At 65.8% G+C, this 22,029-nt stretch carries 16 protein-coding genes and 1 pseudogene; 10 read left to right on the plus strand and 7 right to left on the minus strand.

Going from position 1 to position 22,029, the window contains the following annotated elements:
• The first annotated feature begins 55 nt into the window (after positions 1-55).
• The 3 genes from KRR38_RS06575 to KRR38_RS06585 are packed head-to-tail and all read left to right on the plus strand — an operon-like array spanning position 56 to position 4,251.
• Positions 56-1,246, plus strand: coding sequence for an epoxide hydrolase family protein (locus tag KRR38_RS06575; protein ID WP_217399787.1), 1,191 nt, complete (start codon positions 56-58; stop codon positions 1,244-1,246).
• Positions 1,246-3,561: a PQQ-binding-like beta-propeller repeat protein gene (locus KRR38_RS06580; RefSeq protein ID WP_217399790.1), complete on the plus strand. Its 2,316-nt coding sequence runs from the start codon at positions 1,246-1,248 to the stop codon at positions 3,559-3,561. The genes KRR38_RS06575 and KRR38_RS06580 overlap by 1 nt, the downstream gene beginning before the upstream one ends.
• 12 nt (positions 3,562-3,573) lie before the next feature.
• Positions 3,574-4,251 (plus strand): hypothetical protein, encoded by a 678-nt coding sequence (locus tag KRR38_RS06585; protein ID WP_217399792.1) that lies wholly within the window; start codon positions 3,574-3,576, stop codon positions 4,249-4,251.
• On the opposite strand, the gene KRR38_RS06590 is transcribed toward KRR38_RS06585, so the two are convergent.
• The 3 genes from KRR38_RS06590 to pnuC are packed head-to-tail and all read right to left on the minus strand — an operon-like array spanning position 4,252 to position 6,544.
• Complete coding sequence (locus KRR38_RS06590) at positions 4,252-5,412, minus strand: epoxide hydrolase family protein (RefSeq protein ID WP_217399794.1); 1,161 nt, start codon at positions 5,410-5,412, stop codon at positions 4,252-4,254.
• A gap of 11 nt (positions 5,413-5,423) precedes the next feature.
• Positions 5,424-5,933, minus strand: a complete 510-nt coding sequence (locus KRR38_RS06595; RefSeq protein WP_217399796.1) for an AAA family ATPase — start codon at positions 5,931-5,933, stop codon at positions 5,424-5,426.
• A complete protein-coding gene (gene pnuC / locus KRR38_RS06600; protein ID WP_309140985.1) occupies positions 5,930-6,544 on the minus strand; it encodes a nicotinamide riboside transporter PnuC in 615 nt (204 codons plus the stop codon). Before pnuC ends, KRR38_RS06595 begins: the two co-directional genes overlap by 4 nt.
• A 121-nt stretch (positions 6,545-6,665) precedes the next feature.
• Between pnuC and KRR38_RS06605 the strand changes: the two genes are divergently transcribed.
• Positions 6,666-7,229, plus strand: coding sequence for a carboxymuconolactone decarboxylase family protein (locus tag KRR38_RS06605; protein ID WP_217399800.1), 564 nt, complete (start codon positions 6,666-6,668; stop codon positions 7,227-7,229).
• On the opposite strand, the gene KRR38_RS06610 is transcribed toward KRR38_RS06605, so the two are convergent.
• From KRR38_RS06610 to KRR38_RS06625, 4 genes are all read right to left on the minus strand, one after another.
• Positions 7,204-7,959 (minus strand): kinase, encoded by a 756-nt coding sequence (locus KRR38_RS06610; protein ID WP_254514668.1) that lies wholly within the window; start codon positions 7,957-7,959, stop codon positions 7,204-7,206. The genes KRR38_RS06605 and KRR38_RS06610 overlap by 26 nt on opposite strands.
• Before the next feature lie 79 nt (positions 7,960-8,038).
• The gene (locus tag KRR38_RS06615) at positions 8,039-8,452 is read right to left on the minus strand and encodes an MEKHLA domain-containing protein (protein ID WP_254514669.1); all 414 of its coding nucleotides are present in this window, start codon (positions 8,450-8,452) and stop codon (positions 8,039-8,041) included.
• A 41-nt stretch (positions 8,453-8,493) separates the two neighbouring features.
• Positions 8,494-9,240: a TetR/AcrR family transcriptional regulator gene (locus KRR38_RS06620; protein ID WP_217399806.1), complete on the minus strand. Its 747-nt coding sequence runs from the start codon at positions 9,238-9,240 to the stop codon at positions 8,494-8,496.
• 139 nt (positions 9,241-9,379) lie between these two features.
• A complete protein-coding gene (locus tag KRR38_RS06625) occupies positions 9,380-10,972 on the minus strand; it encodes an alpha-amylase family glycosyl hydrolase (RefSeq protein WP_217399808.1) in 1,593 nt (530 codons plus the stop codon).
• Positions 10,973-11,231: 259 nt separating this feature from the next.
• Between KRR38_RS06625 and KRR38_RS06630 the strand changes: the two are divergent.
• From KRR38_RS06630 to glgX, 6 genes and pseudogenes are all read left to right on the plus strand, one after another.
• A pseudogene (locus KRR38_RS06630) lies at positions 11,232-13,618 on the plus strand (glycogen/starch/alpha-glucan phosphorylase).
• On the plus strand, positions 13,615-15,780 hold the full coding sequence (gene glgB, locus KRR38_RS06635) for a 1,4-alpha-glucan branching protein GlgB (RefSeq protein ID WP_217399810.1): 2,166 nt from the start codon (positions 13,615-13,617) through the stop codon (positions 15,778-15,780). The pseudogene KRR38_RS06630 and the gene glgB overlap by 4 nt, the downstream one beginning before the upstream one ends.
• A gap of 23 nt (positions 15,781-15,803) precedes the next feature.
• Positions 15,804-17,063, plus strand: a complete 1,260-nt coding sequence (gene glgC / locus KRR38_RS06640) for a glucose-1-phosphate adenylyltransferase (RefSeq protein ID WP_217399812.1) — start codon at positions 15,804-15,806, stop codon at positions 17,061-17,063.
• Positions 17,060-18,517: a glycogen synthase GlgA gene (glgA, locus tag KRR38_RS06645; RefSeq protein ID WP_217399814.1), complete on the plus strand. Its 1,458-nt coding sequence runs from the start codon at positions 17,060-17,062 to the stop codon at positions 18,515-18,517. The genes glgC and glgA overlap by 4 nt, the downstream gene beginning before the upstream one ends.
• Positions 18,514-20,142, plus strand: a complete 1,629-nt coding sequence (locus KRR38_RS06650) for an alpha-D-glucose phosphate-specific phosphoglucomutase (protein WP_217399816.1) — start codon at positions 18,514-18,516, stop codon at positions 20,140-20,142. The genes glgA and KRR38_RS06650 overlap by 4 nt, the downstream gene beginning before the upstream one ends.
• Positions 20,139-21,941 carry a glycogen debranching protein GlgX gene (gene glgX, locus KRR38_RS06655; protein WP_217399818.1) on the plus strand — a complete coding sequence of 601 codons (1,803 nt, stop codon included), beginning with the start codon at positions 20,139-20,141 and terminating at the stop codon, positions 21,939-21,941. The genes KRR38_RS06650 and glgX overlap by 4 nt, the downstream gene beginning before the upstream one ends.
• The last annotated feature ends 88 nt before the right edge of the window (positions 21,942-22,029 follow it).

Here is a 22,029-nt window from a genome sequence, read left to right on the forward strand (position 1 = left end):
TGCGACGGGTCCTGGCGGCGCTTAGGGTCAGGCCCGAACGAGGGGGAGGAACGACGTGCCGGACCGTGAGCCCGAGCCATTCACAGTTGCTGTTCCGGAAGCCGATCTGGCCGACCTGAAGGCCCGTCTGGCCCGCACCCGCTGGGCTGACGATCTCGGCAACGACGACTGGCGCTATGGGGTCGAGCGACACTGGCTCGAGGACATGGTCCGCTACTGGCGCGAGGACTACGACTGGCGCGCCACCGAGCGCAGGATCAACGCGCTACCCAACTACAAGGTCACGATCGACGGCGTCCCGCTGCACTTCGTCCATATCCGCGGCAAGGGAAGCAACCCCGTGCCGCTGTTACTCGTCCATGGCTGGCCCTGGACCTTCATGGACTTCCACGCTCTGATCGGCCCGCTGACCGATCCTGTGGGGCACGGCGGCGATCCCGCGGACAGCTTCGATCTTATCATTCCCTCGCTTCCGGGCCACGGCTTCTCAATGCCATTGACGAAGACGGGCCTCGACGTGCCCAGCCATGTCGACCTCTTCGCCAAGCTGATGACCGAAGTGCTCGGTTATGAGCGCTTCGCGGTAGGCGGCGGCGACTGGGGCGCGGCGATCACCAACCTGATGGCGCATACTCATCCCGACCGCGTGATCGGGCTGCTGGCAACGATCCCGTTCTTTCCGGGGCTGGACCTGATGCAGGTCGCCCCGGCCGATTTCGCCGCCGACGAGCAGTGGATGCTTGAACGCCAGGCCGAATCCGGCCCTACCGTAGTCAGCCACTTCACCGTCCAGAGCAGCGACCCGCAGACCTTGGCCTATGCGCTGGTGGATTCGCCAGTGGGCACCGCCGCCTGGCTCTGGGAGCGGCGGCGCGCGTGGAGCGATTGCGGCGGCGAAATGCTGGCCGCCTACGACCGCGATTTCCTCTGCACGCTGGCCTCGATCTATTGGCTGACCGGGACGATCGGGACCTCGCTCCGGACCTATTGGGAACATGCCCACGCCGGCGGTCTACCGTTCAAGCCGCTGCACGACCGGACGCCCGCGATCGAAGTTCCCTGCGGCTATGCCATTGGCCCCAAGGAGGTCATGCTGATCCCGCGCGCGCTCGCCGCCAAGGGCACCAACCTGCAGCGCTGGAGCCTGCTGCCCAAGGGTGGGCACTTCTCCTTCGCCGAACAGCCTGGCTTGCTGACCGAAGAACTGCGCGCCTTCTTCCGTCCCCTGCGAAGCGAAACGAACTGATGCAGCGAGTTGCGATCTGGACCTTCGTCGTCATTCTGGCGGCTGTCGCCTTGACCCTGCTGTTCGGCGGTGCGGCATTGGTACTGGAGGGCGGGAGCCTCTACTATCTCGCGGCCGGTTTGCTCGTATTCTCCGCTGCGGTGACGCTTGCGCGGCGCAAGGGGATCGCGGTCAAGCTCTATTCGGCGCTACTGGTGGGCACGCTTGCCTGGAGCGTCTGGGAAGTCGGCCTCGATGGCTGGGCGCTGGCGCCGCGCCTGCTGGGTCCCGCCGTGCTCGGCACGCTGCTTCTGCTCCTGCCGGTCCGCAAGCTCGCGGGTGCGCCGAGCCGGTGGTGGCTGGGCCTGCCGGTCCTGGCAAGCTTCGTCGTCGTCGCGCTCGCCGGCGTGCTGGCGCTGCGGCAACCATACCAGGGCATGAAATGGGCCAAGGACTACGCCACAGGCACGAGCACACCGACCGAATGGCGCAACTGGGGCAATGCGCCGGGCGGCGGCCGCTACGTTCCGGCGACGCAGATCAACACCGACAACGTCAAGCAGCTCGAACTCGCCTGGCGATTCGATGCGGACCTGCCCTTCCCGCTCTATCCGAATTTCGAGGTCACGCCGCTTGCGGCGCATGGCCGGCTCTACCTCTGCCTGAAGTCCGGCGTCGTCGCCGCGCTCGATCAGCAGAGCGGCAAGCAGATCTGGCGCTATTCGGCGCCCGACGTGGAAAAGGCCGAGACCGACCGCGTGTTCGGCGCGAAATGCCGCGGCGTCTCGCTCTACGAAGCGCCGAAGCCGCTCGCCGAATGCCAGCGGCGCATCGTCTTCGCGGCACCCGACGGCTATCTGCGCGCGGTCGATGCCGATACCGGCAAGCTCTGCCCTTCGTTCGGCCAGGGCGGCGCGGTCGATCTCCACGCCGGCATGGCCGGCCAACTGCCGCAATCGCGCCGCAAGGTCGAGGCCGTTCCCTCCTCACCGCCGCCGATCGTGGGCGGCGTGATCGTGGTCGGGCAGACCGTCTCGGACCTCGCCTCGCTCGATGCCCCCTCGGGTGTGGTGCGCGGATACGATGCCGAGACCGGCGCACTGCGCTGGGCCTGGAATGCGGACATGCCCGACGGCGCCAAACCCGACGATACCTACGCCCGCGCCACGCCCAACGCCTGGGGACCGATGAGCGGCGATCCGGCACTCGGCCTCATCTTCGTGCCGCTGGGCAACAGCCCGCCCGACTACTTCGGCGGCATGCGGCCCAAGGCGCTCGACGCCTTCACAACCTCGATCGCCGCGATCGACGTCGCGACCGGCAAGTTGCGCTGGTCGTTCCAGACCGTGCACCACGACCTGTGGGACTACGACCTTGCCGCGCAGCCGGTCATCACCGACCTGCCGGGCGGCCTGCCTGCCCTCCTGGTCCCAACCAAGACCGGCAACATTTTCGTGCTCGACCGCCGCACCGGTCGGCCCATCGATCGGGTCGAGGAACGCCCCGTTCCGCAAGGCGGCGTCCCCGGCGAGCGCACCGCGCCGACGCAGCCCTACACCACCGGCTTCCCCTCGCTCTCCGGCCCGGACCTTACCGAGCGCGATATGTGGGGTATTACCCCGCTCGACCAGCTCTGGTGCCGCCTCCGCTTCCGCCAGGCCGAGTACAAGGGCCAGTTCACCCCGGTCACCACGCGCGACACGATCATGTATCCGGGCACTGCCGGCGGCATCAACTGGGGCTCTGTCTCGATCGATCCGCAGCGTGGGCTCATGGTGGTCAACACGCTACGCTTTGCAAATTTCGGCAAGCTCGTGCCGCGCGCCAAGGCTGGCACGAATTTCGGCGGCAAGGAGGGTACGGCCGTGTTCGAGCAAGCTGGCACGCCTTACGTTTTCGCCCAGACCACCTTCATGTCGCCGCTCGGTGTGCCCTGCCAGCGCCCGCCCTATGGCACGATCAACGCCTTCGACCTCAAGACGCGCAAGCCGGTGTGGAGCAAGAGCTTCGGCACTTCGGCCGAGGCCGGTCCGTTCAACATCCCGAGCCTGCTGCCGATCCGCATGGGCGTGCCCAACATGGGCGGCTCGGTGGTGACCGCCGGCGGGCTGACCTTCATCGGTGCCGCGCAGGACCGGCGCCTGCGCGCTTACGACACGGCCACGGGCAAGGAGCTGTGGAGCGCCAAGCTGCCGGCCGTCGCAGCGGCAACGCCGATGACCTACGTGGCCAGCAATGGCCGCCAATATGTCGTTATCGCGTCGGGCGGGCATTATGGCTTGCCCGGACCGCAGGCAGCGGCAATCATGGCCTTCGCGCTGCCACGGAAAAAATAGAAAAGATTAGAAATGACGGAGAGAGAACCCCGGATCGAGGGGCGCGGCTTGGCCGTGGGCAAATGCACGATCCGTGCCGATCAGCCGAGCGTCGTCGATCTCTACTATCTCATCGACATTCTTCCAGGTGCCGGGCGCGGTGTCCGGCGTGTCGGGTTCCGCAGCGAGGGTCAGGACATCGTATTTCCGGGACGCTACCGGTTGGCTGCGCTCAGCGGTGACGCGGAGATCGAGCTCGACGTCGCCCGCGCCGGCGCACACGCCTTCGCGCTGGAACTCCACGGCGCCGGCCGCCGCGTCGCGCAAGGCTATGGACTGGCCGATCCCGACGATCCCCGGTCGCTGATGATCAGCTGGTGGTCCGGCGAGGTCGAGCCCCACGGCGTGGTCAAGTACACGATCCGCGATCAGCGCACGATCGGCGGAACCTACATCTCGAAGACATCGCCCGACCAGCCCGGCACCGACATCGCCGTCGGCAACACGCGCAACGGTTTCTCCGGCCAGTTCGTACTCAGCTCGCGCGAAGTGAATGGCCGCACCTGGGGGCCGCACGACTGGTCGCTGCGCCAGCAGGGCGACGCGGTCGACCTGGTCTGGCGAGAGAACGGCAAGGTCTTCTGCCTCGGCCTCGGCATGATCGATCCGGCCGACGCCAAATCGGTGATCGTCAACTACATCGCGGTCTGACTAGCGAAGCTCGCGGAAGAAGGCCCGGATATCGGCGACTAGCAGCTCGGGCACTTCCATCGGCGCGAAGTGGCCGCCTTCGGGCAGCACTGTCCAGCGCTTGAGGTTGTAGTAGCACTCGGCCCACCGGCGCGTCGGCACGGTCAGCTCGGCCGGCAGGATCGGAATGCCGACGGGCGCTTCCACCACCGGCATGCGATCGTGCGAAGGCCGCCAGGGATTGTGCGCCGCCTCGTAGTAGTAGCGCGCCGAAGTGTGATAGCTTTCGGTCACCCAGTAGAGCATGACCGTGTCGATCAGCTCGTCCTTGGTGAAACGGCTTTCGACGTCGCCATGCGTATCGGCCCAGCTCCGGCGCTTCTCGACGATCCAGGCCAGTAGCCCGGCAGGGGAGTCGTTTAGGCCCACCGCCGGCGTCTGTGGCTTCGACCGCTGCAGCATGAAATAGCCGACCTCCTCCGCCATCATATGCGCGCTCTTGGCGAGCAGTTCGGCCTCGCCCGGCTCGAAGTCGGCGGGATCGGGCGGGCGCATCGCGGTCATGAAATCGAGCGCGGCCGGCGTGTGGAGATGGACGCCGATCACCCGGTCGGCATGCTTGTGCCCGAGCTGCGCCGAGATGAAGGCGCCCCAGTCCCCGCCCTGGGTGGCGAAGCGATCGTAGCCTAGCCGCGTCATCAGCTCGGTCCATAGATCGGCCGTGGTCCAGAAGTTGACCCCGGTCTTGGTCAAGGGCGTCGAGAAGCCATAGCCGGGCAGCGATGGCACGATCACGTCGAAGGCATCGGCCGGATCGCCGCCATGCGCCGCGGGATCGCTGAGCGGGCCGATGACCTTGTGGAAGTCCCAGAAGGTCCAGGGCCAGCCATGGTTGAGGATCAGCGGCGTAGGGTTCGGCCCCTTCCCGCGCACATGGATGAAGTGGACCGGAACATCGTCGATCGTGGCGCGGAACTGCGGGAAGGCGTTCATCATCGCCTCGCGCGCGCGCCAATCATAGCTGTCGCGCCAGTATTCGGCGAGTTCGCGGATGTAAGCGGCCTCGGCGCCGTAGGTCCACTGGTCGTTGGCAAAGTCCGCCGTCCAGCGCGTGCGGGCGAGTCGTTGGCTAAGATCGTCGAGCACATCCTGCGGGATATCGATGCGGAACGGTTCGATCATCTCCCGGCTCCTTACAAGACAGCGATGGCTGCGAGGGCGGCGCTGCGGCGCTCATCCCAATCGCCCGCGATCTCGACCCACCGCACCCCTGCCGCCATCAGCTCCGCGCGCGACAGTTCGGCGAAGTGGCGGCGTTGCTCGATCTCGGCATGGAGCCGCAGGCCGTCGTCGATCCAGGGCACGTCGGGCGCGAGCAGCAGGTAGAGGTCGGCAAGCGGATAGGCCGGGCCGGCCATTTCGGTGCCGATCATCATCCGATGCCAAGCGCGAGTCATCAGCCAGTCGGTGTCGCTGATCAGCACGGAGCCGCTCAGAGGCTTCGCGGCCTCGATCCGCTCGTGGTGGCCAGCAGCGATCGCCTGGAGATCCTCCGGCGTGCAGTCGGTCCCATGTTCGAGGCAATATTCACGGCCATATTCGGGCACCCAGATCGTGCCCAGTTCGCGCGCGAGCTGTTCGGCCAGAGTAGACTTGCCGGTGCTTTCGATACCGTGGAGCGTGACGACCTTGACCCGGCTCATACGCGGATTGCGCGCCGGCTGCTCAGCCAGGCGCCGAGGCCGATCACCGACATGATCAGCAGGACGATGTACAGCCCGGCGGTGAGGTTCAGCCCGCGCCATACGTAGAGGATGATCGACAGCACATCGATCGCGATCCAGTAGATCCAGTTCTCGATCCGCCGGTACGACAGCAGGAACTGCGCGACCACGCTGGCGGCGGCCACGGTGGCATCGGGATAGGGCGCGGCGGCGTTGGTGAAGGTCGCCATGACCCAGCCCAGCAGCAGCGACAGGATAGCCGTCAACGCAATGCACCGGATCATCACCCGGGGCGACGACCATTCGACGATCACTTCGCCTTCCTCCTCGATCGCGCGTTGCCATTTCCACCAGCCGAACACCTGCACGCAGAAGAAGAACACCTGCAGCAGGGCCTCGCTGTAGAGCCGCGTCTCGAAGAAGATCGCCGCGTAGAGAGTGACCATGGCGATCCCGAAGGGGAAATTGAGCACGCTCTTGCGGATGAGCAGACCGGTGTTGGCGAGGCCGAAGGCGACGGCCAGGAATTCCAGCTCGCTGGCAAGGTTGGCGTGGTCGAAGGCCGCTGCCACGAAATCCAACTTGCTCACCGCCGCATTCCCCTCATGGTCGCAGCCGGCCCCACGGTTGGAGCTTTCTCGCTGCGGATCGTGCTTTGACATCTCCCGGAGCGCAAGCGATTGCAACTCCATAGATCCCAGGAGAGCACCGATGTCCCGCGTCACCGCCGTTAACAAGCCCAGCGACTATCCGGGCATGCCCGACGACAAGACTCGCGAGGATCTGGCTGCGCTGTTCGCGCATATGTTTCCCGGAGTCGAGAACCCGGAGATCGACAGTGCCCATTCAGGCGTCGCTATAGCCGCGCTCAATCCCGGCCTGGCCTTGCACCTGTCCAAGTTGAGCGGTTTCGCCGCGCTCCAGCTCGGGTGGTGCCAGCGCGCCGATCTGCGCGAGTTGGCGATCCAGACGGTGAATCTGCATTTCAAGTCCGACTATTCGGCGCAGTCGCGCTACCGCGCCTGGGAAGCGGTCGGCCTGCGCATGGAACAACTCGCCGCCCTGCCCTTCTGGAAGACCAGCCCGCTGTTCGACGACGAGCAGCGCCTCGTCATCGAATATGCCGTGGCCGTGGTCAGCGGCGATGTGCCCGAGGGCCTCTTCGCCCGCGTCGTTGCCCGCTACGGCGAGAAGGGCGCTGTGGAGTGCACCGCGGTTGTCGGCATCTGGTCGATGTGGGCGATGCTGATCAACGCGACGCAGCCGAAACTCTGATCTCCAGCGGGCTCCGGTCTTCCGCAAGACTGACGAGAATATCGGCGCGCGGCGGCATCTCGGCGAGTATATGACGGGTCAGCCGCTCGTAGTGCTCGACGAAGCGCGCGACGCCGGTAGCGCTCATCAGTCCGGGTGCATCGGGCCCAACGCGTTCGCGCAGTTCCTGCTCCTGTTGCAGCCGCCAGTCGAATACGACGTCGAAGCTGGGCGCAGCGAGCAGGACCAATACGTCGATCCGTGCGAACAGCGTCTGGTAAACACCGGCCAGAGCGTCGTTGGCATAGCGTCGCCATATGCCTTCGGGATCATCCTGACCCTCGAGGACATTGATCGGCTCACGCAGAGCATCCCTATCCTGTGGACGGGCGCCGAGGCACCAGCCTTCCATGATGAGCAGTTGGTTCCCCTCGGGCGCGCGAGACCAGCGGCTTGGCGGGAAACGATCGTCGCTCGCCTTGTCGAAGCGCGGCAATCGCACCGCTTCGCCGCATCCGAGCGCGTCTAATACGGCCAGCCCGATCCCGACGTCGTGGGTTCCGGGGACGCCTCTGGTCCGCAGCAGCGGATGCACCGAACGCGCCAGCTCGTCGCGCTCCGCCCGCGTCAGGTAAAGGTCGTCGAGCGACAGCGTGGCCGCGGGAATCCCCTTGGCGCACGCGGCCTCCTCGACCGCCCGTGCGAGTGTGGACTTGCCGCTGCCCTGTGCCCCGCAGATTCCGAGGACCATCGGGCGGGCTCCCGTGTGACTCGAAACGGCGTCGAAAATCGCGGCGAGAACTCGGGGATCGGGTTCGACCGGCATCGCACTACACCGTGAAAGTCGCAGCTTGTCCCTGCCTGATGCCCTCGGCATCGATCAGGTTCCAGACGATCGCCTGCTCGATCCGGAAGCGGCGACCGGTCGCCGAGATCCGCAGCCCGGCATAGTCGTCGATGAAGCCGTCCTGGGATACGCGGTCGAGCAGCATCTGGCGCTCCTCGCGCTGCGGCGCTTCGGCCGACAGCCGCGAGGGCAGCGCGGTGAAGCTGACCACGTCGGTCTCGAAGGCAGCCAAGGCTGCCCGGTTGCCGAAGAAGAAAATCGGATCGGCTTCGATGCCGTGCGCCACCACCGCATCGGGCGCATTCCACAGCGCGGTAACCACATCATCGCCTGGCGCAACCAGCGAACGGCCGAGCAACCGCTCGAAACTCGTCGCTATCAACGCAATGCGGTCCAAGGCCTCCGGCCCGCGATAGCTCGGCGGGACCGGCTCCGCGGTCACAAGTCGATGGCGGGTCGCGGGATCTGCAGGCCTGCCCGCTCGGGCGCCCGGATCGCGCGCAGGACGAAGCCGAGATAAAAATCGAGCAGCTTGTCGAGCGAATAATGGGCAATCGCGTCGATCGCGGAGCCGTCTTCGTTCTTGAACCAGTCGGCGCCGGCATTGAGCATGCGGATGACGGTCGAGATCGTCAGGTAGATGTCGAGTTCGGGATGGAACAGACCGTCCCTCACCCCGTCGGACAGGACCGAACTCCATGCATCGTAGGAGGCCTTCTTGGCCTGGACGATGTAGTGGAAATAGTCGCTGCGGCGGAAGAACTTCCGCTCGTTGAAAACGATGGCATAGACCTCCTGGTTCGAGGTCAACCGGTGCAGTTCCATCATCAGCAGGGCGACGAAGCGCTGTTCGGCATCCATCGGCATCGCAGCGATGCGCTGGGCGTCGTCGCGCGAGGTCACCACCGCGTCGCGGACGATCTCCTCGAGGATTTCCTCCTTGGTGGCGAAGTGGTGGTAGAGGCTGCCCGAAAGAATGTGCACGTCGTCGGCGATCTGGCGCACGGTCGTGGCCTCGAACCCGAATTCGGCAAAGCGGCGCGTCGCGGCGGCAAGGATTAACTCGCGGCGATCCACCGCCGGCGCGCCTTCGGCCTTGGCACGCCCGCCGCGCCGGGCCGGTTTCGGCTTCGTCGCAGCCGTTTCGTTTTTCCCTGTACGCAGCGCCGTTTGCCTTGTCGCCATCAGTTCACTGACCCCTCAGCGGCCGCAGGAACCGCCAATCAAGCGATTGGCGCGCCGGCCGAAACGCTGGCCTAGCAGGCGCGGCGCGCTTTTGCGAGCCGAGTTCATTTTCTTTGCCCACGCCCACGCGATATTGTGTTCAAGCGGCAACATAGAGCGCGCCGTAGCCGGGCATCTGGGTGAGCGTGGCGCCGTTGATCGACAAGATCGGGTTGCCGGCAAGGTCCGCAGGCAATGCGATCGGTTTCGGAGAGAGATTGAACAGGCAGCGGATGCGGGAGCGCCTGGCCACGCGATCGAAGGCAAGCAAGGCGCCGTCCGCTGCACTCTTTTCCAACGTGCCAAGGCGCAAAGCGGGGTGAGTCTTGCGCAAGGCGAGAAGCTGGCGCGTGACGGCGAGTTGCGATGTCTCGTCGTCTTGCTGAAGCTCGGCCGCGCGGGCGAGGTTCCTTGACGAGAACGGCAGCCAGGGCACCCCCGTGGTGAATCCGCCCTGCGCTTGGTCGCGCCAGGGCATCGGCGTGCGCACGCCGTCGCGCGACAGGGTCAACGGCCAGTTGGCGATGGCTTCTGGATCCTGCAGCAATTCGAACGGAATCACGTCCTGCTCTAGCCCCAGTTCCTCGCCCTGATAGACGATGATGTTGCCCCTGAGCGCCGCCAGCAGCGCCATCTTCATCCGCGCGAAGGGCGCCATATCGGAGGGCGCACACCAGCGCGATACGGCGCGCGGCGCGTCGTGGTTCTCGAAAGCCCAGCTTGGCCAGCCCCCGCCCCGCGACCAGCGCGCCAGGGCATCGACCATCACTTCGGGCGTAAGCTCGGGCGCATAGAGCAGGTCGAAACCATAGGCGCTGTTCAGCCGATACTCGCCCCGCGTGTAGGCCTGCATCTCGGCGATCGCCTTGTCGCCGCCGACTTCGGCGACCGTATGGATCGCGCCGTATTCGTCGCAGACCGCGCGAATGCGCTCGATGAAGGCGATGACGCCCGGATGCGACTGGCTGTAACGCTTGATCTGAAAGTCGAACGGCCGCGTCCTGATCCGGCCGGTATCGGGCGCCGCCGGATTGTTGCGCAGCTTGAGATCGTGCATCGAATGGTTGAGCGCATCGAGCCGAAAACCGTCGACGCCGCGCTTGAGCCAGAACCGCGCCACGCCGAGCAGCGCGTCCTGCACCTCCGGGTTATGCACGTTGAGCTGCGGCTGCTCCTTGAGGAAAGTGTGCATGTAGTACTGGCGCCGGCGAGCGTCCCAGGTCCAGGCCGGACCGCCGAAGACCGACTGCCAGTTGTTGGGCGGCGTACCGTCGGGCTTGGGATCGGCCCAGACGTACCAGTCCGCCTGCGGCCCCTCGCGCTGTGCCCGGCTCGCGGCGAACCAGGGATGCAGGTCGGAGGTATGGGCATAAACCTGGTCGACGATGACCTTGAGGCCCAGCTCGTGCGCTCTGCCGATCAGCGCATCGAAATCGGCCAACGTGCCGAAGATCGGATCGATGTCGCAATAGTCGGCCACGTCGTAGCCGAAATCGCGCATCGGCGAGGTGTAGAACGGCGAAATCCAGATCGCATCGACGCCAAGGTCGGCGACATAGGGAAGCCGTTCGGTGATCCCGCGCAGATCGCCGATGCCATCGCCGTTGGTGTCCTGGAAGCTGCGCGGATAGATCTGGTAGATCGCGGCACCCCGCCACCAGGGAGTGGCCGCCGAATCCCGTTTTTCCCTCATGCCGTCTCCGCTCGCTGATGGCGTGCCCCGCATAGCATGTGTTCGCTTGTGCACGCGAATTCTTATGCCGCAATGCACAATCAGCTTGTCGAACCGCGGTGCTCTGCCTTAGCCATGGCAGCGGAGGCACGGAGGAGGAAAGAGTCGTCGCCGTTGCCGGCGGCAGGGGTGCTCATATCCTTGCTCCGGCGCCCAGAAGGGGAGCGTTCCTGCCGTGAACCGAGCCGATCCCGTCAAATCGCCCGATCCCGCGACCGAGATGGACGAACACCTCGTCGACGTGCTGCGCCACCGCGTCGGCAAGGACGAGCGTGCCGCCAAGATGCACGACTGGTTCACCGCATCGGTGCTGACCCTGCGCGACCACGTGATCGACCGCTGGATGGAATCGACGCGCAAGACCTACGACGAGAGCGGCAAGCGGGTCTATTACCTGAGCCTCGAATTCCTCATCGGCCGTCTGATGCGCGATGCCCTGTCGAACATGGGCATGACCCGCGAGATGGAAGAGGCGCTGCGCAGCCACGGGCTTGACCTCGCCGCGCTCGAGGAGCTGGAGCCCGATGCCGCGCTGGGCAATGGCGGCCTCGGCCGGCTCGCTGCCTGCTTCATGGAGAGCCTCGCCAGCCTGGACATTCCGGCCTACGGCTATGGCATCCGCTATGTGAACGGCATGTTCCGCCAGCGCATCGACGATGGCTGGCAGGTCGAACTGCCCGAGACTTGGCTCGCCCACGGCAACCCTTGGGAATTCGACCGGCGCGAGAGCGCCTACCGCGTCGGCTTTGGCGGCGAGGTGATTGCCGAGGGCCTGACGGCGCCGTCGTTTGGAAGCCGTCCGAATATGTCGAGGCTTCGGCGGTGGACACGCCGGTCGTGGGCTGGCGTGGCAAGCGGGTGAACACGCTGCGGCTGTGGACCGCCAGCGCGCTCGATCCGATCCGGCTCGATGCCTTCAACGCCGGCGACCACGTTGGCGCGCTGGAAAACGAAGTGCGCGCCGATTCCCTGGTGCGCGTGCTCTATCCCGCCGATTCCAGCGCCTCGGGCCAGGAGCTGCGGCTGCGGCAGGAGTATTTCTTCACCTCGGCCTCGATCCAGGACATCCTGCGCCGCCACGTCGAATATATGGGCGACGTGCGGACCCTGCCCGAGAAGGCGGCGATCCAGCTCAACGACACCCATCCTGCGGTCGCCGTGGCGGAGATCATGCGCCTTCTCGTCGACGTCCACGGGCTGGAATTCGGCGAGGCCTGGGAGATCACCAAGGCGACCGTCGGCTATACCAACCACACCCTGCTGCCCGAGGCGCTCGAATCCTGGCCGCTGCCGCTGTTCGAGCGGCTGCTGCCGCGACACATGCAGATCGTCTATGCGATCAACAGCCGCGTGCTGCGCGAAGCACGCAAGGCCGGGCTCGACGATGCCGCGATCTCGAACATCTCGTTGATCGACGAAGGCGGCGAGCGCCGCGTGCGCATGGCCAACCTCGCTTTCGCCGGCGCGCACAGCGTTAACGGCGTTGCGGCGCTGCACACCGACCTGATGAAGGTCACCGTCTTCGCCGACCTGCACAAGCTCTATCCCGACAAGATCAACAACAAGACCAATGGCGTCACCCCGCGCCGCTGGCTGCAGCAGTGCAACCCGGGCCTGACCGCGACGATCAAGGACGCGATCGGCGACGCCTTCCTCGACGACGCCGAGAAGCTGACTGACCTCAATGCCCTGGCCGACGATGCCGCGCTGGGCGAACGGATCGCCGAAGTGAAGCGTGCCAACAAGGTGGCGCTGGCGGCCTATATCAAGGAACTGATGGGCATCCGGCTCAACCCGGACGCCCTGTTCGACGTCCAGATCAAGCGCATCCACGAATACAAGCGGCAACTGCTCAACCTGGTCGAGACCGTCGCGCTCTACGACCAGATCCGCAGCCATCCCGAGCTCGACTGGGTGCCGCGCGTCAAGATCTTCGGCGGCAAGGCCGCGCCGAGCTATCACAACGCCAAGCTGATCATCAAACTGGCCAACGACATCGCCCGGCGGATCAATTCGGACCCCTCGGTCGGCGGCCTGCTCAAGGTCGTCTTCGTGCCGAACTACAATGTGACCAAGGCCGAGCGGATCATCCCCGCAGCCGACCTTTCGGAGCAGATCTCGACCGCGGGCATGGAGGCCTCGGGCACCGGCAACATGAAGTTCGCGCTCAACGGCGCGCTGACCATCGGCACGCTCGACGGCGCCAATATCGAGATCAAGGACCACGTCGGCGACGACAACATCTTCATCTTCGGCCTGACCGCGGAAGAAGTCGCCGAGAAGCGCGCGAGCGGCTATAACCCGCGCGAGATCATCGAGGAGTCGCGGGAGTTGAACCAGGCGCTGCACTCGATCGCGACGGGCGTTTTCTCGCCCGACGATCCGACGCGCTATGCCGGGCTGATGGATGGCATCTACAACAGCGACTGGTTCATGCTCTCTGCCGACTTCGACAGCTACACCGCGGCGCAGCGCGCGGTCGACGCCAAGTGGGAAGACCAGAAGGCCTGGCGCGCCTCCGCGATCCGGAACATCGCCAACGTGGGCTGGTTCTCTTCGGACCGCACCATCGGTGAATATGCGCGAGACATCTGGGGAGTTTTGTGAAGCCACCGGCAAGCGCGATTGAATCCCTGCTGGAAGGCACACACGCCGATCCGTTCTCGCTTTTGGGAGTGCACGAAGGGCCGAAAGGCGCTTTCGCCCGTGCCGTCCTGCCCGGTGCGGAGACGGTGGAGGCATTCGATCTCTCGGGCAGGAAGCTCGGCAAGCTCAAGCAGATCGACCCGCGCGGGCTGTTCGAGGGACCGGTCAAGGGCGGCCAGCAGCCGGTGAAATACCGCTGCGTCGCGGGCGAGCACGAGTGGTGGCTGACCGACGCCTACAGCTTCGGCCCGGTGCTCGGCCCGATCGACGATTTCCTGATCGCCGAGGGCACCCACCTGCGCCTGTTCGACAAGCTCGGCGCCCACCCGATCGCGCATGAGGGCGCCGAGGGCGTGCATTTCGCCGTCTGGGCGCCCAATGCCCGGCTCGTCGCGCTGGTCGGCGACTTCAACGACTGGGACCACCGCCGCCATCCGATGCGCTTCCGCAAGGACATCGGCGTCTGGGAAGTGTTCGTCCCCGACATTGGCCTCGGCCGCGCCTACAAGTACCGGATCACCGCGGCCGACGGCACGGTGCTGCCGCTCAAGGCCGATCCATTCGCCTTCGCTTCCGAGCTGCGCCCGAAGACCGCCTCGGTCACCGCACTGCCCGGCAAGGACGATTGGGGCGACGCGGAGCACCGCGACTATTGGGCCTCGGTAGACCCCCGCCGGCAGCCCATCTCGATCTACGAGGTCCACCCCGGCTCGTGGCAGCGCGACCAGCACGGCTGGTTCCTGAGCTGGGACGCGCTGGCCGAGCAACTCATCCCCTACGTGGCCGAACTCGGCTTCACCCATATCGAATTCCTGCCCGTCTCCGAACACCCCTACGACCCGAGCTGGGGCTACCAGACCACGGGGCTTTATGCCCCTTCCGCGCGATTCGGTGACGTCGCCGGCTTCGCCCGCTTCGTCGACGGCGCGCACCGCGCCGGCATAAGCGTGCTGATCGACTGGGTGCCTGCACATTTCCCGACCGACGAGCATGGCCTCACCCATTTCGATGGCACCGCGCTCTACGAGCACGACGACCCGCGGCTCGGCTTCCATCCCGACTGGAACACGGCGATCTACAATTTCGGCCGCCGCGAGGTGGCGAGCTTTCTCGTCAACAACGCGCTGTTCTGGGCCGAGCGCTATCATGTCGACGGACTGCGCGTCGATGCCGTCGCCTCGATGCTCTACCGCGACTATTCGCGCAAAGCCGGCGAATGGATCCCCAACAAGGACGGCGGTCGCGAGAACTGGGAAGCGGTCGACTTCCTACGCGCCACCAACAAGGCGCTGTACGGCAGCCATGCCGGTGTCATCACGGTGGCCGAGGAATCGACCTCCTGGCCCGGCGTCTCGCTGCCTGCCTATGACGAGGGCCCGAAGACCAGCCTCGGCTTCGGCTTCAAGTGGAACATGGGCTTCATGCACGACACGCTGAAGTACATGGCGCGCGACCCGATCCACCGGCAGCACCACCACGACGACATCACCTTCGGGCTGATGTACGCCTTCGCCGAGAACTTCGTCCTGCCGCTGAGCCACGACGAGGTCGTCCATGGCAAGGGCTCACTGCTGAACAAGATGAGCGGCGACGACTGGCAGCAGTTCGCCAACCTGCGCGCCTACTACGCGTTCATGTGGGGCTACCCCGGCAAGAAGCTGTTGTTCATGGGCCAGGAGTTCGCCCAGCGCCGCGAATGGAACGAGGACCGTGCGCTGGATTGGGACCTGCGCGGCGCTCCCGCGCACGAAGGCGTGCGAAATCTCGTGCGCGATCTCAATCGTACCTACCGCGAGAAACCCGCCCTCCACGCGCGTGATTGCGAGGGCGAGGGCTTCGAGTGGCTGGTGGTCGACGATGCGCAGAACTCGGTCTTCGCCTGGCTGCGCAAGGCACCGGGTGCGAATCCGGTCGCGGTTATCAGCAACATGACCCCTGCCCTGCGCACCGGCTACCGCCTGCCCCTGCCGCACGACGGCGCCTGGCGCGAAGTGCTGAACAGCGATGCCGCGGCCTATGGCGGCAGCGGCAAGGGCAATCTCGGCCAAGTCACGGCCGAACACGGCGGCGCTCACGTCACGCTTCCGCCACTGGCGACGATCATGTTGGAGTACGAAGGCTAAATGCAGAAAACGGAGTACCCGCGATGAGGGAGAGGTCTGGACAACCGCTGGCACGCGACGCCATGGCCTACGTGCTCGCTGGCGGTCGCGGCAGCCGGCTCAAGGAGCTCACCGACAACCGCGCCAAGCCCGCGGTCTATTTCGGCGGCAAGACGCGGATCATCGACTTCGCGCTGTCGAACGCGATCAATTCGGGCATCCGCCGCATCGGCGTCGCCACGCAGTACAAGGCGCACTCGCTGATCCGCCACATGCAGCGCGCCTGGAACTTCATGCGGCCCGAGCGCAATGAGAGCTTCGACATCCTCCCCGCCTCGCAGCGCATCGACGAGTTGCACTGGTACGAAGGCACCGCCGACGCGGTCTACCAGAATATCGACATCATCGAGGCACACGATCCCAAGTACATGGTCATCCTGGCGGGCGATCACATCTACAAGATGGATTACGAGCTGATGCTGCGCCAGCATGTCGACTCGGGTGCAGATGTCACCGTCGGCGTCTTGGTAGTGCCGCGCGGCGAAGCCTCGGGCTTCGGCGTGATGGCGGTCGACGAAGAGGACAACATCATCTCCTTCGTCGAAAAGCCCAAGGATCCGCCGGGCATTCCCGGGAATCCCGACATGGCGCTCGCCTCGATGGGCATCTACGTGTTCAACACCGATTTCCTCTTCGAGGAACTGCGCCGCGACGCCGACGACGCCAATTCGACGCGCGATTTCGGCGGCGACATCATCCCCTACATCGTCAAGCACGGCAAAGCCGTCGCGCACCGCTTCACCGCCTCGTGCATCCGCGCGGCCGAGGAGATCGAGGAATACTGGCGCGACGTCGGCACGCTCGACGCCTATTTCGAAGCCAACCTCGATCTCACCGACACGGTCCCGCGGCTCAACATGTACGACCGCGACTGGCCGATCTGGTCCGACGCCATCGTTTCCGCCCCGGCCAAATTCGTCCACGACGAGGAAGGCCGCCGCGGCATGGCGATCACCTCGCTGATCTCGAACGACTGCATCGTCTCGGGCGCGACGGCACGGCGCAGCCTGCTGTTCACCGGGGTCAAGATGGGCTCGTTCTCCTCGGTCAACGAGGGTGTGATCCTACCCTACTGCAACATCGGCCGAGGCGCGCGCCTCAGCCGCGTGATCATCGACAGCAGCGTACGCATTCCCGAGGGACTGGTGGTCGGCGAGGATCCCGAACTCGACGCCCAGCGCTTCCGCCGGACCGAGAGCGGCGTCTGCCTGATCAACAAGGCGATGATAGACGCGCTGAAATGAGCCTGCGCGTCCTCTCCGTCGCTTCCGAAGCCGTGCCGCTGATCAAGACCGGCGGGCTGGCAGATGTCGTCGGCGCCCTGCCCGCGGCGCTGGCGCCGCACGATGTCATCATGACGACAATGCTGCCGGGTTATCCCGCGGTGATGAAGGCGATCGGCAAGGGCCGGACGCTCTACACCTACCCGGCGTTGCTCGGCGAGCCGGCGCGGCTCGTCGCGGCCAAGCTAGGCGCGCACCCGCTGGTCGTGCTTGACGCGCCGGCCTATTTTGGGCGCGAGGGTGGCCCCTATGCCGATCCGGCGGGGACCGATTGGGCCGACAACTGGCGGCGTTTCGCCGCTTTCGGCCGCGCTGCGGCCGATCTAGCGGGCGGTGCCGTCAAGGCTCGCCGCTTCGATCTGCTCCACGCCCACGACTGGCAGGCGGCGATGGCGGTCGCCTATATGCGCTTCGCCCCGCCCGAAGGTGGCCGGACCGTGCCTTCGATCATGACGATCCACAACATGGCCTTCCAGGGCTGGAGCCGTGCCGACACCTTCGCCGGTCTCGGCCTGCCGCGCGAGGCCTGGTCGGTGCACGGCGTCGAATATCACGGCGGCGTCGGCTTCCTGAAAGCCGGCATGGAAGCGGCAAGCTGCATCACCACGGTCAGCCCGACCTATGCCTGCGAGATCCGCGCTCCGGAATTCGGCATGGGCCTCGAAGGCATCGTGGTGAGCCGTGAGGACAGGATGCGCGGCATCCTCAACGGCATCGACACCGCGCAGTGGAATCCGGAGAGCGACCGTGAACTCCCGGCCAGCTTCGGCCCAGGCACATTGGACCGCCGCACCAAGAACAAGCGTGCGCTCGAAGCCGAATTCGGGCTCGAGCCAGGGGACGGCCCGCTGTTCATCGTGATCGGCCGGCTCACCTGGCAGAAGGGCATGGACGTCCTCCTGAGGGCGCTCGACCACCTCGTCGGGATCGGCGGGCGCCTGGCGCTGCTCGGCTCGGGCGAGGCCGCGCTGGAAGCGGGCTTCCACGCAGCTGCCGTGCGTCATCCGGGCCGCATCGCCGTGCGAACCGCCTACGACGAGGCGCTGTCGCACCGCATGCAGGGCGGCGGCGATGCGATCCTGATCCCCTCGCGCTTCGAGCCTTGCGGCCTCACCCAACTCTATGGTCAGGCCTATGGCTGTGTGCCCGTCGTCGCGCGAACCGGCGGCCTGGCCGATACCGTGATCGATGCGAACGTCGCCGCCCTTCAGGCAGGCGTCGCCACCGGCATCCAGTTCGACGGTGTCACGATCCATTCGCTGACCGCAGCGATCAGCCGGGCCAACGCACTGTACTATCAACCCGAGCAATGGCGCCGCTTGCAACGCAACGGCATGCAATGCGATTTCTCGTGGAGCCGCAGCGGCAAGGCCTATGCCGATCTCTACGCCCAGCTTGTGGAAGAGCACCGATGATCAAGACCGTTCCGTCAAAGCCCTTCGAAGGCCAGAAGCCCGGCACGTCCGGCCTGAGAAAGAAAGTCCGCGTCTTCCGGCAGGAAGGCTATGCCGAGAACTTCATCCAGTCGGTGTTCGACGCGGTCCAGCCATCGCGCGGCGCTAGCCTTGTGATCGGCGGTGATGGTCGTTTCCACAATCGTGAGGTCATCCAGCAGGCGATCCGCATCGCCGCGGCAAACGGCTACGGCCGCGTGCTGGTCGGCCAGGGCGGCATCCTCTCGACCCCGGCGGCGAGCTGCGTCATCCGCAAGCACCAGGCCTCGGGCGGGCTGATCCTCTCGGCCAGCCATAATCCGGGCGGACCCGACGAAGACTTCGGCATCAAGTACAACATCGCCAACGGCGGCCCTGCGCCCGAGCCGGTGACCGAGGCGATCTATGCGCGGACCCGGACGATCGACCGCTGGCTGACCGTCGAATGGGCCGACATCGATCTCGACCGGATCGGCGTGGTCACCGTCGCCGGCATGGTCGTCGAAGTGATCGATCCCGTCGCCGACTATGCCGACCTGATGGAAACGCTGTTCGATTTCCCCGCGATCCGGGGGGCGGTGAAAGACGGTATGACCATGTGCTTCGACGCGATGCACGCGGTGACGGGCCCCTATGCGCACGAGATCCTCGAGCGCCGCCTGGGCTTCCGCGCCGGCACGGTCCACAACGGCACGCCCCTGGAGGACTTCGGCGGCCACCATCCCGATCCCAACCTCGTCCATGCGAGGGTGCTCTACGACCTGATGATGAGCCCTGAAGCCCCCGTGCTCGGCGCCGCTTCGGACGGCGACGGCGACCGCAACCTGATCATCGGCAAGAACCGCTTCGTCAGCCCCTGCGACTCACTCGCCATGCTGGCGGCGAACGCGCATCTTGCCCCCGGCTACCGCGCCGGACTCAAGGGCATCGCCCGCTCGATGCCGACCAGCGCTGCCGCCGACCGCGTTGCCGAAGCTCTGGGCCTGCCGGCCTTCGAAACGCCGACGGGCTGGAAGTTCTTCGGCAACCTGCTCGACGCCGGCATGGCGACGATCTGCGGCGAGGAAAGCGCCGGCACAGGCTCTGACCACGTCCGCGAGAAGGACGGGCTCTGGGCCGTGCTGCTCTGGCTGAACATTCTGGCCGAGCGGCGCATCAGCGTCGACGACCTCGCACGCGAGCACTGGGCGCGCTTCGGCCGCAACTATTACGCGCGGCATGACTACGAGGCGATCGAGGCCGAAAGGGCCAATGCGCTGATGGCCGACCTGATCGCGAGCCTCAGCACGCTTTCGGGCAAGAGCTTCGGCCCACTTGCTATCGAGGCTGCCGACAGCTTCGCCTATACCGACCCGGTCGACCAATCGACCAGCGCCAACCAGGGTATCCGCGTGCTGTTCGAGGGTGGCTCGCGCATCGTTTTCCGGCTATCCGGCACCGGCACAGAAGGCGCAACGCTGCGCGTCTATCTCGAACGCTACGAGCCGGCCGACGGCAAGCTCGACGAACCCGTTTCGGACATGCTCGCCGAACTGATCACGGCGGCCGATGCGATCGCCGGCATCGCCCGCCACACCGGGCGCACCGCACCCGACGTGGTGACGTGAGCCCACCGCTCGGCGCCAGCATCGAGGACGGCATTACGCGCTTCGCCGTCCGCTCGCCGCTGGCGCGCGAAGTGTCGCTCTGCATCTTCGCCGCCGGCGCCGAGCAGCGCATCGCGATGGCGCGACAGGGAGACGATTGGGTCACCGAAGTGCCGGGCGACCTCACCGGCGCGCACTACGGCTATCGCGCAGACGGCGAATGGGCGCCCGAGCGGGGGCTGTGGTTCGATCCGGCCAAGCTGCTGGTCGACCCTTATACCGTCGAACTAAACCGCCGCTTCGTCTTCGACCCGCGCCTTTCGGCCTTCGGCGAGGATACCGCGGCGCTGGTGCCCAAGTCGGTCGTCCCGGGAGGGTTGCCGACGATCCCGTCTTCACCGCCACAGTTTGCCCAGGGCGGTGTGATCTACGAACTCAACGTCCGCGCCTTCACCATCCTTCATCCCGACGTACCGGAGAACCTGCGCGGCACGATCGCCGCCCTCGCCCACCCCGCAGTCATCGCCCATTTCAACAAGCTCCACGTTACGGCAATCGAACTCATGCCGATCGTCGCCTGGATCGACGAGCGACACCTCGGTGCGCTCGGACTGACCAATGTTTGGGGCTACAATCCCGTCGCGATGATGGCGCTCGATCCCGGCCTATGCCCCGGCGGTGTGGCTGAACTGCGCAACGCCGTCGCCGCACTCCACGCAGAGGGCATCGGCGTGATCCTCGACCTGGTGCTCAACCACAGCGGCGAAAGCGACGTGCATGGGCCGATCGTGTCTCTTCGCGGGCTGGACGATGCCGCCTATGCCCGGGAATCCGATGGCAGGCTGATCAACGACACGGGCACCGGCAATACGCTCGACTTCGCCAATCCGGCGGTGCGGCGATTAGCTGTCGAAACCTTGCGCCATTTCGTCCGCCACTGCGGCATCGACGGCTTTCGTTTCGATCTTGCCACAGTGCTCGCCCGAGGCCCCGGCTTCACCGACGATGCCCCGATCTTCGCCGAGATCGCCGCCGACCCACTACTGGCCGACCGTGTCATGATCGCCGAGCCCTGGGATTGCGGTCCGGGCGGGTACCAGCTCGGCAGGTTCCCCGACAACTGGCTAGAATGGAACGACCGCTACCGCGACGACGTCCGCCGCTTCTGGCGCGGCGATGAAGGCGTCGGCGTGCTGGCAACGCGCATCGCCGGCTCGGCCGATGTCTTCGGCGAACAGAACTGCCGCAGCGTCAACTTCCTCGCCGCGCACGATGGCTTCACTCTCGCCGATACCGTCTCCTACGCGGAACGGCACAATTGGGCCAACGGCGAGCAGAACCGCGACGGCCACGGTGAGAACTTCTCCTGGAACAACGGCGAGGAAGGCCTGAGCCTCGATCCTGCTGTGAATGCCCTCCGCGCCGCCGACCTTCGCGCCCTGCTCGGCACGCTGTTCGCCTCGACCGGCACGATCATGCTCACCGCCGGCGACGAATTCGGTCGCAGCCAGAAGGGCAACAATAACGCCTATGCCCAGGATAATAGTCTATCCTGGGTCGACTGGAGCGGCCGAGATTTAGCGCTCGAGGATTTCGTTGCGGGGCTCGCTGCCTGGCGCGCGGCGCGCACTGACTGGTTCCGCCAGTTTCCCCGTTCAGGCGATTGGCTGACGGTCACCAATGAAACGATGACCGCGAGCGATTGGGAGAATGCCGCCACTGCCGGCTTCATTTACCGTTCCGCCGACCCCCGCGCGCACTATTGTGTGGAAATAGATCGTATCGGCCGTAATGTTACAAACTGTGACATCGACATCTGAGTGGTATAAGTAGACATTCGGGCTCGCCGGGGGACTCGGCAGGTTTCAACTCACGATAATAGCGCGTCAAGCGCGCAAACGGAGGGGA

The organism is Novosphingobium sp. G106 (assembly GCF_019075875.1).
Classification (GTDB): Bacteria; Pseudomonadota; Alphaproteobacteria; order Sphingomonadales; family Sphingomonadaceae; genus Novosphingobium.